The following is a 14,324-nucleotide window of genomic DNA, read 5'->3' as shown; positions in this document are numbered from 1 at the left end:
ACCACCCGGGAGGTTCCCATGCCCGAACTGCGTGTCGTGGCCGTCTCCAATGACGGCACACGGCTGGTGCTGAAGGCTGCCGATTCCACGGAGTACACGCTACCGATCGACGAACGGCTGCGTGCCGCCGTGCGCGGCGACCGTCCACGCCTCGGTCAGATCGAGATCGAGGTGGAGAGCCATCTCCGTCCCCGTGACATCCAGGCGCGGATACGCGCGGGTGCCACGGCCGAGGAAGTCGCGCAGCTCGCCGGCATCCCCGTCGACCGGGTACGCCGGTTCGAGGGCCCCGTGCTGGCCGAGCGCGCCTTCATGGCCGAGCGGGCCCGCAAGACCCCGGTCCGCCGCCCCGGCGAGAACGCCGGGCCCCAGCTCGGCGAGGCCGTCCAGGAGCGGCTGGTGCTGCGCGGCGCCGAGAAGGACACCGTCCAGTGGGACTCGTGGCGCCGCGACGACGGCACCTGGGAAGTTCTGCTGGTGTACTGCGTCGCGGGCGAACCGCACTCGGCGAGCTGGACGTACGACCCGCCCCGGCGGCTCGTCCAGGCCGTCGACGACGAGGCGCGTTCGCTGATCGGCGAGTCCGACGACCTCGGGACGCCCGAGCCGAGCTTCCCGTTCGTGCCGAGGATCGCCCGGCTGCCCCGTGACCGCCCCCTGGACCGCCAGGCGGAACGTCCCGCCCTGCCCCCGCCGTCCGAGTCCGACGAGGAGTTGGAGAGCGAGCGCGACTCGCTCACGAGCATCCTGGAGGCCGTCCCCAGCTACCGGGGCGACCTGGTGGTGCCCGACCTGCCCTCCGTCGAACCGCAGGAGGAGTCCGTCGAGGAGGTGGCGGAGGAGGAGTCCGCGGCCCCCGCGGCCTCGGCCGGTTCCGCCTACGCGGACGTCCTCATGCCTCGGTCGGTCAACGGCCACCGCGACCGGCTCATCGGCGCCACCGACCGCCAGGCCGAGGCCGACGGTGTCCGTCCGGGCCGTCGCGCGGCTGTCCCGAGCTGGGACGAGATCGTGTTCGGTACCCGACGCAAGAAGCAGGAGTAGCGGGCCCTCAGCGGTGGGGAGTTGGACCGGTCGTTCACGCAGATCCGTTTCTTCGTCTGTGTTCGCGGCTGTGTCTTCGCTTGCTTCTCTGTTGGTCCTTGTTGGTGCAGGATCGGTCATTCATACGTGTGTGGGGCCCGTGTCGTTCAGACGCGGGCCCCACGGTGTGCCGTCAACCGCGGGTCACCGGGGGTCGGGCCCGGTGGCGACCGGGCGGCTGCCGTCCCGGGACCACTCCGACCACGAGCCCACGTACAGGGCCGCCGGGATGCCCGCGACGGCCAGAGCCAGCACCTGATGGGCGCCGGACACGCCGGAGCCGCAGTAGACGCCGACCTCGGAGTCGGCGGCCGCGCCGAGTCCCTCGAAGCGGTCGGCCAGTTCGGCGGCGGACCGGAAGCGGCCGGATTCGGCCACGTTCTCCGTGGTCGGGGCCGACACCGCGCCCGGGATGTGTCCCCCGACCGGGTCGATGGGCTCCACGTCACCGCGGTAGCGCTCGGCGGCCCGTGCGTCCAGGAGCAGCCCGGTACGGGCCAGGGCGGCGGCGCCGTCCGCGTCGAGCAGCGGCAGCGCGCCGGGGGCGGGCTCGAAGGTACCGGGCACGGGCTCCGCGATCTCCGCCGTCAACGGGCCCTCCCAGGCAGCCAGACCGCCGTCCAGGACCCGTACCGAGGGGTGGCCCGCCCAGCCGAGCAGCCACCACGCGCGCGCGGCCGCCCAGTTGAGCCCGCCGTCGTACACGACGACGGCACGGTCGGCACGGACCCCGGCCGCCCGCATCGCCGCACCGAAGGCGCCGGTGTCGGGCAACGGGTGGCGGCCGCCGGAGCCCGCCGGGCCGGCGAGTTCGGCGTCCAGATCGACGAAGACGGCTCCCGGGATGTGCGCCTTCTCGTACTCGGGGCGCAGGTTCGGGCCGCCCAACTGCCAGCGGACGTCCAGGAGGACCGGCGGGTGGGCTCCCGCCAGCTCGTTCGCGAGGTCGGAGGCGGAGATGATGGCGTTCATGGCCCCATCCTCGCCTACGGGGTGGCCGCGTCGCCCGGGTCCGGCTACTCTGCCCGCCGGGCGGTGCCGATCACGAGGCGTACCGGCTCGGGCACATGCCGTACGGCCGATGGACACCGCCCGGCAGTGATGCGGAAAGCGACCGGTACCGGCGAGCCCGGCATCCTCGCGTACGGACGCGTCGCGCCGACGGTGCGGCGCGGGCCCGGGGCACTACGGGTGGTGCGAGCATCGGCACGGGGCGTGATCGCGCGCGGACGCGGTACACGCGTACGGAGGGCGGACGGACACGGCCGCCGCGAGGGGCCGAGGAGAGAGTGACGATGACCGAGGCACGGGGGTCGACCGGGCTGAACGGTGCGGCGTATCCACCGGGCACACCCTGCTGGGTGAGCCTGATGGTGCACGGGATGACCACGACCCAGGACTTCTACGGGGCGCTGTTCGGCTGGGAGTTCCAGCCCGGCCCCCGGCAACTCGGCCCGTACGTGCGGGCACTGCTCGACGGGCACCAGGTGGCGGGCATCGGCCAGTTGCCGCCCGACCGCCATCTCCCCATCGCCTGGACGCCGTACTTCGCCTCGGACGACGCGGACCGGACAGCGGCGACCGTACGGCACTGCGGCGGCACCGTCGGCGTCGGCCCGCTGGACGCCGGCGAGGCGGGTCGTCTGGCGATCGCCTCCGACCCGTCGGGCGCCGTCTTCGGTATCTGGCAGGCGGCGGAGCACCTCGGCGCGGACATCACCGGCGTCCCCGGCACCCCGGCGTGGGACGAACTCCTCACCGTCGACAGCTCGCTCGTCGCCAAGTTCTACGAGACGGCCTTCGGCTACGAGGAGGAGCCCGTGGTCTCCGCCGACCTCGACTACGTCACCCTCCACGTCGGGGGCCGCGCCGTCGCCGGCATCCACGGCGTCGGCAGCGCCCTCCCCCGCGACCGGGGCCCCCACTGGCTGACCTACTTCGAGGTGACCGACCCCGACGAGGCCGCCAACCGTGTCATCGAGCTCGGCGGGCATGTCCTCAAGCCCACCCACGACACGCCGCACGGCCCCGTGGCCACCCTGGCGGACCCGGAGGGCGCGACGTTCGCGGTGGTGCACACGGAACGCTGAACCGTCGGCTCGGCCCGTCGCACGGTCGGGTGATCTCAGGTGACCTGGTGCGGTCGGGGCCCCTGGGCACGGCCGTGCCCGTCAGACCGCCTCGACCGGCAGGACGTCCGGGGAGAGGGCGCTCGCGTGGGCCGTGGCCGCTGTCGTACGGCGGCGGTGATGACGGCGGCAGAGGACCTCGTAGCCGATGTCGTCGGGCTGGTTGACGTCGCCGACGACGACCTGGGCCCCCTCGACGACCATCTGACCGCCTATGGTGCGGGCGTTGTGGGTGGCGCGGGCGCCGCACCAGCAGAGGGCCTCCACCTGGAGGACCTCGACGCGGTCGGCCAGCTCTACCAGGCGCTGGGAGCCGGGGAAGAGCTTGGAGCGGAAGTCGGTCGTGATGCCGAAGGCGTAGACGTCGAGACCCAGGTCGTCCACGACGCGGGCGAGTTGGTCGATCTGCTCGGGGGCGAGGAACTGGGCCTCGTCGGCGATCACATAGTCCGCGCGGCGGCCCTGGGAGAGGTGGTCGACGAGGTACGCGTAGAGGTCCTGGCCGTCCTCGACCTCCACGGCGTCGGTGACCAGGCCGAGCCGCGACGACAGTTTGCCCTCGCCCGCGCGGTCGTCACGCGTGAAGATCATGCCCTGGAGGCCGCGCGCCGAACGGTTGTGCTCTATCTGGAGGGCCAGCGTCGACTTCCCGCAGTCCATGGTTCCGGAGAAGAACACCAGCTCGGGCATGGTGAGTTGAGCACCTTTCGGCATGGAGGGCGAGGGGGCGACGGGGCTGTCAGGACGGCGAGGGGGCAGGTGGGCAGGGTTTCAGGAGCGTACTTCGAGCAGCGGGACCAGCTGTTCCGCGGGGGTCATCGAACCGTGGTTGCCGACCATCGCCGACTCCTTGGGCTCCCGCTCGGAGGCGATGATCAGGACGTCGTCGCACGCGGCCGCGACCACGTCGCCGATGCGGGCGTACACGCGCTCGTCGACGTGCGGTCCGAACCAGCCCGCCTCGATCGCCTCGTCGCGCGAGGCGATCCAGAACTGCTCGCCCAGCACCTCGCGCCAGCAGGTCAGGACGTCCGACTGAGCGCCCGGCACGGCGTACACATGGCGCGCGCGGCCCTCTCCACCCAGCAGGGCGACACCGGCGCGCAGCTCCCAGTCCTCGTCGAAGTCGATGCGGTGCTGCTCGTCGAACGGGACGTCGATCATGCCGTGGTCGGCTGTGACGTACAGCGCGGTGCGCGGCGGCAGTTGCTCCGCCAGGCGCTGGACCAGCCGGTCGACGTGCATGAGCTGGCCGCGCCAGGCATCCGAGTCGACACCGAAGCGGTGCCCCGCGCCATCCAGCTCGGAGTAGTACGTGTAGATCAACGCACGTTCCCCGGCGGCCAGTTGTGCGGCGGCCACATCCATACGGTCCTCGCCGGCCAGGCGGCCGTGGAAAGTGCCGCCGCTCAGCGCGATCTGGGTGAGGGGGGTGTTCTGGAAGACCGGGGAGGTGACCTGGGCGGTGTGCACACCCGCCTTGTCGGCGAGCTGGAAGATCGTGGGGTACGGCTGCCACACGCGCGGTGACGTCCACGGCTGCCAGCGGAGCTGGTTCATCAGCTCCTCGGTCTCCGGGTTGCGGACCGTGTAGCCGGGCAGTCCGTGCGCGCCCGGGGGCAGGCCGGTGCCCACGGAGGCGAGGGAGGTCGCGGTGGTCGCGGGGTAGCCGGCGGTGATGGGGCGGCCGGTGCCGCCGCGCGAGGACGCCAGCAGCGCGGTCAGGTAGGGCGCCTCGTCCGGGTGCGCCTTCAGCTGCTCCCAGCCCAGGCCGTCGACCAGGAACACGCAGGCCCGGTCGGCCGCCGTCAGTTCCGGTATCGACGCGGTCGTCCCGGGGACCCCCATGCCCGCCGCAAGGGTGGGCAGGAGGTCGGCGAGCGATCCGGCGCCGTACTCGGGGACGGGGGCGGAGCCGACGGCGAGGGGTTCCGGGTCGTCCCAGGTGGGCAGCGCCATCAGCGGGCGGTGTCCGCGGTCGCCTCGGAGAGGGACTGCGCGAAGGCGAGGGCCTGGCGCACGGTCTCCGGGCCGTCGCCGGCCTCGCTGACCCGCAGGCTGAGGTCGTCCGCCGTGGAGCTGCCCGTGTACCCGTGGTCCGCCTCGCAGTTGGGGTCGCCGCAGGCGGCGGGCTCCAGGTCGATGCGGGAGACGGCGCCCCAGCCGATGGTCAGGACGACCTCGCGGGGCAGGGTGCCCGGTGTGTACGACTCCGGGTTGGCGACGACACGGCTGAGCACGACCGACGAGATCCGGCCGATCTTCACCGACTCGGTCGACGTCGTGGCGTACGGCGTCGGCGATGTGCTGTCCGCGGCCTGCTCGTCGGTGTGGCTCACGATGAAGCGGTTGCCCGTGAGGACGAGGACGGTGACGTGCCGCCGCACCTCGTTCGCGTCGAACGTCGTCTCCTGGTGGACCAGGTACGACTTGATGGCCTCGCCACCGACAGCGGCCTCCACCGCCTCGGCCACGAGGGCCGGGTAGTAGCCGCTGCGCTCGATCGCCGCACGCAGCCCCTGGGTCGTCGTACTGGTCTTGGCCATGACGTCCATCCTACGGTGGCGCACCGACTGCGAGGGACCGCTCCGCCGTCTCCGTTCTGTCGTGAACGGATCAAAGCGCGGGGCCGTGCGCCGTCCGTGACGGGCCCGCGCGCCGTCGCCGGCAGGCCGAAAGCGCCGCCCTCAGTACACGGGAAGCGTCCTCGGGCCGAGGTCGTCACGCAGGGGCGGGCGGGCGAGCCGGACGGTGGCACCCAGGACGCTGAGGCCGTGCGACGCGACCACGACGGGTTCCAGGGAGACCGCCACGACCTCGGGATGATCGTCGACCAGCCGGGAGACCCGCAGCAGCAGCTCCTCCAGCGCGTCCGTGTCGACGGGGGCGGAGCCCCGCCAGCCGAAGAGGAGGGGCGCCGTCCGGATCGACCGGACCAGCGAGGCCGCGTCCCGCTCGGTGGCCGGAATCAGGCGGTGCGCCATGTCGCCGAGCAGCTGCGACGCGGGCCCGGCGAGCCCGAACGAGAGCACGGCTCCGGCCGCCGGGTCCACCACCGACCGTACGATCGTGTCGACCCCGCGCGGGGCCATGCCCTGGACGACCGGCCGCAGCTCCTCGGGCCTCCCGAACAGCTCCGTCAACTCCGCGTACGCCCGCCGCAGTTGCTCCTCGTCCGCCAGGTCGAGCCGTACGCCGCCCAGGTCGGCCCGGTGCCGCAGGTGCGGGGCGGTCGTCTTGAGCGCGACGGGGTAACCGATGTCCTCGGCCGCTCGCGCCGCCTCCTCGGGCGTGGGGGCGGGCCGCGCCTGCCGTAGGCGGATGCCGTACCGCGCGAGCAGCGCGCCCGCCTCCTGCGCGCCGAGCGTGAGCCCCTCACCGTCTGCCAGCGACGTGTCGATCTGCTCGGCCGCACCCTTCTCGTCGATGTCCTCGTACGCGGGCACCCGCCCCGGGTCCGCCGCCTCCCGCCGCCACTGGGCGAGGTTCACGGCTTCGGAGAGCGCGCGGACGGCCCGCTCGGCAGCGGGATAGGCGGGGATGAGGTGCTCCTCGGCGGCGGGTTCCGACGTCTGACGCACTTCGCCGGGCAGTCCTCCTTCCGCGGGGCGACGCGGATCCCCCGGCTCGGGCGAAGCCGGGAGCAGGGGAAGCCGGGCACCGCCCGCAGCTCCGAGGGCCTTCTCACCGCCCCGTGGTGCGGTGCTCGCCGCAGCCGACAACGCCTCCGCCAGCCCACCCAGCTCGACGTGCACGACAAGCACCGGCTTCGACGGGTTCGCAGCCACCGCCGACCGCAGTGCCTCGGCCAGGGCCGCGTCCCCGGGCGACGTCTCCCCGAGTGCCGGTATGGCCGTCACCACCACCGCGTCGCACGAGTCGTCGGCCAGCGCCCGCGACAACGCCGCGTGGAAGTCCCGCGCCGAGGCCCCGGTCGTCAGGTCCAGCGGGGGCAGCGGCCGCAGCCCCTCGGAGAGACAGGCGTCGTAGGTGAGCATCCCCAGCGACTCGGAGTTGCCCAGGATCGCCACCCGCGGCCCCGCCGGCAGCGGCTGCCGGGCCAGGAGCAGTCCCGCGTCGACCAGTTCCGTGATCGTGTCGACCCGGATCACCCCGGCCTGCCGCAGCAACGCCGACACGGTGGTGTGGGGCAGCATGGTGGCGCGTACGGCATGCCCCTGGGGCGCGGAACCGTGGCGCGCCCCCTGCACCACCACGAGCGGCTTGACCGCCGCCGTGCGCCGGGCGAGGCGGGTGAACTTGCGCGGGTTGCCGATGGACTCCAGATACATGAGGACGACATCGGTGTCCGGGTCCTCGTACCAGTACTGGAGGACGTCGTTCCCGGACACGTCCGCGCGGTTGCCGGACGACACGAAGGTGGAGACGCCCGTGACGCCGGTGACCCCTCCCCCGCGCCGGTGCAGCCGGGACAGCAGCGCGATCCCGATGGCGCCGGACTGGGCGAAGAGACCGATGCGACCGGAGCGCGGTGTCTCGGGAGCGAGCGAGGCGTTGAGCCGTACGTCGGGAGCGGTGTTGATGATCCCGAAGGCGTTCGGCCCGATGATGCGCATGCCGTAGGTGCGCGCCTGGCGCACCAGTTCGCGCTGGCGCTCGCGCCCCTGGGGACCGCTCTCGGCGTACCCGGCGGAGACGACCACGAGCCCCTGCACGCCGTGCGCTCCGCACTCGGCGACGACCTCGGGGACGTGGGCGGCGGGAACGGCGACGACCGCGAGGTCCACGGACCCCTCGATGGCGGTGACCGACCGGTGTGCGAGCACCCCGCCGAGTTCCTTCTCGTCGTCCCGGAGGGCCTTGTTCACCGCGTACAGCCGCCCGGTGAAGCCGGCGTCCAGCAGGTTGGCGAGGACACTGCGGCCCACTCCGCCCGGCGTGCGCCCGGCGCCGATGACGGCGACCGAGCCGGGGGCGAGCAGCCGCTGGACGGATCTGGCCTCGGCCCGCTGCTCCCGCGCGCGCTGCACGGCGACGGAGCGGTCGGTGGGCTCCAGGCCGAACTCCAGGCGGACGACACCGTCCTCGAAGCTGCGCTTCTGCTGATACCCGGCGTCGGTGAACACCTTGATCATCTTGCTGTTGGCGGGGAGTACCTCGGCGGCGAAGCGTCTGATGTCGCGTTCGCGGGCGACGGCGGCGATGTGTTCGAGGAGGGCGGAGGCGACACCGCGGCCCTGGTGGGCGTCCTGGACGAGGAAGGCGACCTCGGCCTCGTCGGCGGGGGCGGACGCGGCCATCCCGTCGGCGCCGATGCGGTCGTAGCGTACGGTGGCGATGAACTCGCCGCCCACGGTGGCGGCGAGCCCCACCCGGTCCACGAAGTCGTGGTGCGTGAAGCGGTGGACGTCCTTGGCGGACAGGCGAGGGTACGGCGCGAAGAAGCGGTAGTACTTCGACTCGTCCGAGACCTGCTCGTAGAAGCTGACGAGACGCTCGGCGTCATCAACGGTGATGGGCCTGATGCGTGCGGTGCCGCCGTCGCGCAGCACCACGTCGGCCTCCCAGTGGGCGGGGTACTCGTGCCGGTCCGACGAGGTCTGCATGGGCCCCAGAGTACGGCTCGCGTACGGCAACGGCGCGGGGCAGTCTGGGGACGCACAACACAAGCGCGACAGCCGGTTCGCGGTCAGGCCGTGGGCCCGTTCCGGTGCGTCGCACGATATGGGAAACTGGTCTAGACAACATGGTCTAGACCTCTCTGAAGCACCCGAGACACCTGAAGGGCAGCATCACATGGCTGAGCGCCGCGTCAACGTCGGCTGGGCCGAGGGCCTCCACGCCCGACCCGCATCCATCTTCGTCCGGGCCACCACGGCCTCCGGTATCCCCGTGACGATCGCCAAGGCCGACGGGAACCCCGTCAACGCGGCCTCCATGCTGGCGGTCCTGGGCCTCGGCGCCCAGGGCGGCGAGGAGATCGTGCTCGCCTCCGACGCCGAGGGCGCGGACGTCGCCCTCGACCGGCTGGCGAAGCTCGTGGCCGAGGGGCTCGAAGAACTCCCCGAGACGGTCTGAGCGGCCGGGTAGGCGGAACGGAAAAGGCCTGAAAGGCCACCCGCCCACACACCGAAGGGCTCGTCCGATTTATCGGGCGGGCCCTTCGTATTTTTCGTCCTGTTCGGCGTTCCGTGGGCAGCAGAAAGAATACCCCTCGGAATTCTTGCCTCTTTGTATACGGCTCCCGTGTTAATGCCGCAGACTCGGCGTGTTTACGGGGTGTTGCGAAGTCCTCACACGGTCCGGGCGCTCCGCCCCGCCGGCCCCGCCCGGAAATCGGAGCCGGTGCGCGGCGGTGGCGCGCTCGGTGTGCAGGGACGTGATGGTGCGGGCCCGGTCGCTGTCGCCGCGCGCGACGGCGTCCACGATGCCGCCGTGCTCCGCCCAGGACTCCACGGGGTCGGCGGGCGCCTCGACCGCGTACATCCAGGCGATCTTGTGCCGCAGCTGGGCGAGTGTCGACGTCAGGGCGGGGCTGCCGGACGCCTGTGCGAGCGTCTCGTGGAACCAGCCGCCCAGGGAGCGCAGATCCTCGCTGGTGCCCCTCCTGGCCCGCTCCTGCCCCAGCCTGACCAGGCCTCGCAACACCTTGAGGTGCGCCTCCGTGCGGCGCTGGGCGGCACGGGCGGCGCCCAACGGCTCCAGCAGCATGCGCATCTCCAGCAGGTCGGCGGCCTCCTGCTCGGTCGGCTCGGCGACGCACGCGCCCGCGTGCCGTCGGGTCACCACGAAGCCCTCGGCCTCCAGCGTGCGCAGCGCCTCGCGCACGGGGACCCGGCTGACGCCGTACCGGCGGGCGAGCAGTTCCTCGGTGAGACGGCTGCCGCGCTCGTAGACACCCGCGACGATGTCATCACGGATCGCCGTGCATACCGAGTGCGCCGGAATACGCATACCGACCTCCGCCTTAATCCCCGTGAAACGTCGATGATTGACGTGTGTTCCAGCGACTCTATTGCAGCGGGCCGGAATTTCCGATGGCAGGCCGGAATCCAGGGATATTTTTTGGACAGGAGGTACGGGACAGGAGGTACGTCACAACGCGAAAAGCCCCGGCTCGTGAGCCGGGGCCTTCGGGGAGCGTTGCGCGCCGCGTCAGACGTTCACGCCGTGCGAGCGCAGATACGCGGCGGGGTCGATGTCCGAGCCGTACTCGGCCGTCGTCCGGGCCTCGAAGTGCAGGTGCGCGCCCGTGACGTTGCCGGTCGCCCCGGAGAGGCCGATCTGCTGGCCGGGGGTGACCGTCTGGCCGACGGAGACGCCGATGGACGACAGGTGGCCGTACTGGGTGTACGTGCCGTCGGTCATCTTGATGACGATGTTGTTGCCGTACGCGCCACCCCAGCCGGCCTCGACGACGGTGCCGGAGCCCACCGCGTGGACGGCGGTGCCGGACGCGGCGTGGAAGTCGACGCCGGTGTGGCTGCCGGAGGACCAGACGGCGCCGCCGGCCTTGTAGCCGGTGGAGATGTACGAGCCGCTGATGGGGGAGACATAGGTGTTGAGGCGCTCGCGCTCGGCCGCGCGGGCGGCGCGTGCCTTGATCTCCTCGCGCTCCTTGGCGGCGGCACGTTCCTGCTCGGCCTTCTCGGCGGCGGCCTTGCGGGCCTCCTCCTGCGCCTTCTTCTTGACCTCCGCCACCTCGGCGGCCTGCTGCTGGGCAACGGCCTGGGCGTCCACCTGGTCGGCGACCGTGTCGCCGAGGACGATGATCTGGTTCAGGCCGGTCTGCTCGACGGCGGGCTCCTCCGCGGCGAGCGCGGGGCCGGCGAGGGTGCCGATGACACCGGTGGTGGTGAGAGCGGCTACGCCCACGTTCCTCGTGGTCGTGCGCTGTACACGGCCGGGACGGCGGTGCTTGCCGGGGGCGCGGGTGAACGCCATGAAGTGGCTGATCCTTTCCTTCCTTCTCGCCTACCGGGTTAGCTGACGGGTTCGGAGCAGGAAGGTCTCCTACGGCTGCCCCTCGTTTCGCGTCGCTCGCGAAGGGCACCCGATTCACCCCAGGGGACTTCGGTGGGTCCCCGGCTCCCCGGGCTCGCGCCATGGGGATTCGGCGATGACTGTCCGGTGCCGCGGCTGCGGCGAACCTCTGACGAACAGCCGGACCGACGCTAAGTGCGCCGTCTTCGAAATAACAAACGGATCACAGGATTTGTTAAGTACGCCACAGGTCAGACACACAGCCTCCGCCATCAATACGGACAAACGTGGGCCCTGGTGACTCTTCAGTCACCAGGGCCCCACGGACGTGTGTCCTTCTGTCCGGTTTCTACTCGGCCGGTACGACGGTGACTTCACCGATTCCGAGGGCCCTGACCGGCTCCTCGATCTGCGCGGCGTCGCCCACGAGGACGGTCACCAGACGGTCCACCGGGAAGGCGCTCACGACGGCCGCGGTGGCCTCCACCGTGCCGGTGGCGGCGAGTTGGCGGTACAGCGTCGACTGGTAGTCGTCCGGCAGGTGTTGCTCGACCTGGTCGGCCAGCGTGTTCGCCACGGCCGCGGCCGTCTCGAACTTGAGGGGGGCGACCCCGACGAGGTTCTGCACGGCGACATCCCGCTCGGCGTCGGTCAGCCCCTCGGCGGCGAGGGTGCGCAGCACCGTCCACAGGTCGTCGAGCGCCGGGCCGGTGTTGGGTGTGTCGACGGAGCCGCTGATGGCGAGCATCGCCGTGCCCGAGCCGTCGGGCGCGGAACGCAGCACCTGGCCGAACGCGCGCACCCCGTAGGTGTAGCCCTTCTCCTCGCGCAGGACGCGGTCCAGGCGGGAGGTGAGGGTGCCGCCGAGGCAGTAGGTGCCAAGCACCTGGGCCGGCCACACACGGTCGTGCCGGTCGGCGCCCACCCGGCCGATGAGCAACTGGGTCTGCACGGAGCCGGGACGGTCCACGATGATCACGCGCCCGGTGTCGTCGGCGCTCACCGACGGCACGGTGCTCGGCTTGGCCGCGGAGCCGGTCCAGGCGCCCAGGGTCTCGCCCAGCAGCGTGTCGAGGTCGACCCCGGCGAGGTCGCCGACGACCACTGCGGTGGCCGTCGCGGGGCGTACGTGCCGCTCGTAGAAGGCCCGTACGGCCGCGGAGTCGATGCCCTCGACGGTCTCCTCGGTGCCCTGGCGGGGCCGCGACATGCGGGACGTGGCCGGGAACAGCTCCCTGTAGAGCTCCTTGGCGGCCCGGCGGCCCGGGTTGGCGGTCTCGTGCGGGATCTCGTCGAGCCGGTTGGCCACCAGCCGCTCGATCTCGCTGTCCTCGAACGCGGGTGCCCGCAGCGCGTCGGCGAGCAGCCCCAGGCCCTTCTCCAGCCGCGACACGGGCACTTCGAGGGACAGACGTACGCAGGGGTGGTCGGCGTGCGAGTCGAGGGTGGCGCCGCAGCGCTCCAGCTCGGCGGCGAACTCCTCGGCCGTGTGCTTGTCGGTGCCCTCGGAGAACGCCCTGGTCATGATGGTGGCGACGCCGTCCAGGCCGGTCGGCTCGGCGTCCAGGGGCGCGTCGAGGATGACCTCCACGGCGACGACCTGCTGGCCGGGGCGGTGGCAGTGCAGCACGGTCAGACCGTTGTCCAGGGTGCCGCGCTCGGGCGCCGGGAACGCCCAGGGCCTGGCGTCGCCGGCCTGGGGCTGCGGGTGGAAGTCCATGGTCGCGAGCTCGGTCACTTCGCCGACTCCTCGTTCTCGTCGGTGGTTTCGACGGCCTCCGCCTCGGCGGCCTCCTCTTCGGCGCCCTCTTCGCCTGCGACGGGCTCGTACACGAGCACCGCGCGGTTGTCGGGCCTCAGGCGCGCCTTGGCGATCTCCTGGACCTCGTCGGCCGTCACCTCCAGGACCCGGTCGACGGCGGTGAGGGCGAGCTTCGGGTCGCCGAACAGGACCGCATACCTGCACAGTTCGTCGGCTCGGCCCGAGACCGTGCCGAGCCGGTCCAGCCACTCGCGCTCCAACTGGGCCTGGGCGCGCTCCATCTCCTCCGCCGTGGGCCCCTCCGCGGCGAACCGGGCGAGCTCCTCGTCGACGGCGGCCTCGATGACGGGCACCTCGACGTCACCGGAGGTCTTCACGTCCATCCACGCCATGGAGGGCGCACCGGCCAGCCGCAGGAGGCCGAACCCGGCCGTGACGGCCGTACGGTCACGGCGGACGAGCCGGTTGTAGAGGCGGGACGACTCGCCGCCGCCGAGGATCGTGAGCGCCAGGTCGGCCGCGTCGCACGCGCGCGTGCCGTCCTCCGGCAGCCGGTAGGCGGCCATCAACGCGCGCGCGGGCACGTTCTCCTCGACGACCTCGCGCAGCTGCTCGCCCATGACGTCGGGCAGCGCGCCGCTGCGCGGCTCTGGCTTGCCGTCGTAGGAGGGGATGGAGCCGAAGTACTTCTCCACCCACGCGAGTGTCCGGTCCGGGTCGATGTCGCCGACGATCGACAGGACGGCGTTGTTGGGCGCGTAGTACGTCCGGAAGAACTGCTGGGCGTCCTCCAGGCTGGCCGCCTCCAGGTCGTCCATCGAGCCGATCGGCGTGTGCCGGTACGGGTGGCCCTCGGGGTGGGCCAGGCGGAAGATCTTCTCGAAGGCCGTGCCGTAGGGCACGTTGTCGTACCGCTGCCGACGCTCGTTCTGGACGACGGCCCGCTGGTTGTCCAGGTTCTTCTGGTCGAGCGCGAGCAGCAGGCTGCCCATGCGGTCGGCCTCCAGCCACAGCGCGAGCTCCAGCTGGTGGGTGGGCATGGTCTCGAAGTAGTTGGTGCGTTCCCAGCTGGTGGTGCCGTTCAGCGAACCGCCCGCGCCCTGGACCAGCTCGAAGTGACCGTTGTCCTTCACCTGGCCCGAGCCCTGGAACATCAGGTGCTCGAAGAGGTGGGCGAGGCCCGTACGGCCCTCGACCTCGTGGCGCGAACCGACGTCGTACCAGAGGCACACCGCGGCGACCGGGGTCAGGTGGTCCTCGGAGAGCACCACGCGCAGGCCGTTGTCCAGGCGGTGCTCCCTCACTGTCAGGCCTTCGGAGCCGGCCTCGGCTGTGGCCGTGTGACCCATGGGCGGTACGTCCCTTCGATCGCTGTGCTGTGTGCGCGGGATCCGTCGTGGAATCGT

General features: G+C 72.0%; 12 protein-coding genes and 1 riboswitch. Of the genes, 3 read left to right on the top strand and 9 right to left on the bottom strand.

The genetic code is table 11. The features are described 5' to 3' along the window. Positions 1–18: 18 nt before the first annotated feature. Positions 19–1,044, top strand: a complete 1,026-nt coding sequence (gene sepH / locus OG858_RS33900) for a septation protein SepH (RefSeq protein ID WP_319064341.1) — start codon at positions 19–21, stop codon at positions 1,042–1,044. A 183-nt stretch (positions 1,045–1,227) separates the two neighbouring features. Here sepH and OG858_RS33895 read toward each other — a convergent pair whose 3' ends face one another. Then, positions 1,228–2,055 carry a sulfurtransferase gene (locus tag OG858_RS33895; RefSeq protein WP_319264479.1) on the bottom strand — a complete coding sequence of 276 codons (828 nt, stop codon included), beginning with the start codon at positions 2,053–2,055 and terminating at the stop codon, positions 1,228–1,230. Positions 2,056–2,378: 323 nt separating this feature from the next. Between OG858_RS33895 and OG858_RS33890 the strand changes: the two genes are divergently transcribed. Continuing rightward, complete coding sequence (locus OG858_RS33890; protein ID WP_319064339.1) at positions 2,379–3,173, top strand: VOC family protein; 795 nt, start codon at positions 2,379–2,381, stop codon at positions 3,171–3,173. Between the two features lie 81 nt (positions 3,174–3,254). On the opposite strand, the gene OG858_RS33885 is transcribed toward OG858_RS33890, so the two are convergent. The 4 genes from OG858_RS33885 to OG858_RS33870 all read right to left on the bottom strand — a co-directional run bounded on the left by OG858_RS33885 (position 3,255) and on the right by OG858_RS33870 (position 8,779). Then, positions 3,255–3,902: a thymidine kinase gene (locus OG858_RS33885; protein ID WP_046708447.1), complete on the bottom strand. Its 648-nt coding sequence runs from the start codon at positions 3,900–3,902 to the stop codon at positions 3,255–3,257. A gap of 81 nt (positions 3,903–3,983) precedes the next feature. Then, positions 3,984–5,171: an alkaline phosphatase family protein gene (locus tag OG858_RS33880; RefSeq protein WP_319064338.1), complete on the bottom strand. Its 1,188-nt coding sequence runs from the start codon at positions 5,169–5,171 to the stop codon at positions 3,984–3,986. After that, complete coding sequence (locus tag OG858_RS33875; protein ID WP_184900191.1) at positions 5,171–5,758, bottom strand: DUF5998 family protein; 588 nt, start codon at positions 5,756–5,758, stop codon at positions 5,171–5,173. The genes OG858_RS33880 and OG858_RS33875 overlap by 1 nt, the downstream gene beginning before the upstream one ends. Positions 5,759–5,899: 141 nt before the next feature. Further along, positions 5,900–8,779, bottom strand: a complete 2,880-nt coding sequence (locus OG858_RS33870; RefSeq protein ID WP_319264473.1) for a bifunctional acetate--CoA ligase family protein/GNAT family N-acetyltransferase — start codon at positions 8,777–8,779, stop codon at positions 5,900–5,902. 190 nt (positions 8,780–8,969) lie between these two features. Between OG858_RS33870 and OG858_RS33865 the strand changes: the two genes are divergently transcribed. Beyond that, positions 8,970–9,251, top strand: a complete 282-nt coding sequence (locus OG858_RS33865; RefSeq protein ID WP_037700813.1) for an HPr family phosphocarrier protein — start codon at positions 8,970–8,972, stop codon at positions 9,249–9,251. Between the two features lie 171 nt (positions 9,252–9,422). Here the strand turns inward: OG858_RS33865 and OG858_RS33860 are convergent, their stop codons facing one another. The 4 genes from OG858_RS33860 to OG858_RS33845 all read right to left on the bottom strand — a co-directional run bounded on the left by OG858_RS33860 (position 9,423) and on the right by OG858_RS33845 (position 14,267). Further along, positions 9,423–10,127, bottom strand: coding sequence for a GntR family transcriptional regulator (locus tag OG858_RS33860; protein WP_319064335.1), 705 nt, complete (start codon positions 10,125–10,127; stop codon positions 9,423–9,425). Positions 10,128–10,328: 201 nt separating this feature from the next. Beyond that, on the bottom strand, positions 10,329–11,117 hold the full coding sequence (locus tag OG858_RS33855) for a M23 family metallopeptidase (RefSeq protein WP_319064334.1): 789 nt from the start codon (positions 11,115–11,117) through the stop codon (positions 10,329–10,331). Between the two features lie 13 nt (positions 11,118–11,130). Then, positions 11,131–11,302: riboswitch (cyclic di-AMP (ydaO/yuaA leader) on the bottom strand. Positions 11,303–11,505: 203 nt separating this feature from the next. Beyond that, the gene (locus OG858_RS33850) at positions 11,506–12,894 is read right to left on the bottom strand and encodes a M16 family metallopeptidase (RefSeq protein WP_037700821.1); all 1,389 of its coding nucleotides are present in this window, start codon (positions 12,892–12,894) and stop codon (positions 11,506–11,508) included. Beyond that, positions 12,891–14,267 carry a M16 family metallopeptidase gene (locus OG858_RS33845; protein WP_319264470.1) on the bottom strand — a complete coding sequence of 459 codons (1,377 nt, stop codon included), beginning with the start codon at positions 14,265–14,267 and terminating at the stop codon, positions 12,891–12,893. The genes OG858_RS33850 and OG858_RS33845 overlap by 4 nt, the downstream gene beginning before the upstream one ends. Positions 14,268–14,324: the final 57 nt, after the last annotated feature.

Source organism: Streptomyces europaeiscabiei (genome assembly GCF_036346855.1).
In the GTDB taxonomy this organism is placed as follows: Bacteria; Actinomycetota; Actinomycetes; order Streptomycetales; family Streptomycetaceae; genus Streptomyces; species Streptomyces europaeiscabiei.
Note: the sequence above shows the minus strand (reverse complement) of the source record. Positions and strands in the feature narration are given on the sequence as shown.

Coding starts and splice junctions, on each gene's coding strand:
- sepH (WP_319064341.1), top strand. CDS start 19: ATGCCCGAACTGCGTGTCGTGGCCGTCTCCAATGACGGCACACGGCTG.
- OG858_RS33895 (WP_319264479.1), bottom strand. CDS start 2,055: ATGAACGCCATCATCTCCGCCTCCGACCTCGCGAACGAGCTGGCGGGA.
- OG858_RS33890 (WP_319064339.1), top strand. CDS start 2,379: ATGACCGAGGCACGGGGGTCGACCGGGCTGAACGGTGCGGCGTATCCA.
- OG858_RS33885 (WP_046708447.1), bottom strand. CDS start 3,902: ATGCCCGAGCTGGTGTTCTTCTCCGGAACCATGGACTGCGGGAAGTCG.
- OG858_RS33880 (WP_319064338.1), bottom strand. CDS start 5,171: ATGGCGCTGCCCACCTGGGACGACCCGGAACCCCTCGCCGTCGGCTCC.
- OG858_RS33875 (WP_184900191.1), bottom strand. CDS start 5,758: ATGGCCAAGACCAGTACGACGACCCAGGGGCTGCGTGCGGCGATCGAG.
- OG858_RS33870 (WP_319264473.1), bottom strand. CDS start 8,779: ATGCAGACCTCGTCGGACCGGCACGAGTACCCCGCCCACTGGGAGGCC.
- OG858_RS33865 (WP_037700813.1), top strand. CDS start 8,970: ATGGCTGAGCGCCGCGTCAACGTCGGCTGGGCCGAGGGCCTCCACGCC.
- OG858_RS33860 (WP_319064335.1), bottom strand. CDS start 10,127: ATGCGTATTCCGGCGCACTCGGTATGCACGGCGATCCGTGATGACATC.
- OG858_RS33855 (WP_319064334.1), bottom strand. CDS start 11,117: ATGGCGTTCACCCGCGCCCCCGGCAAGCACCGCCGTCCCGGCCGTGTA.
- OG858_RS33845 (WP_319264470.1), bottom strand. CDS start 14,267: ATGGGTCACACGGCCACAGCCGAGGCCGGCTCCGAAGGCCTGACAGTG.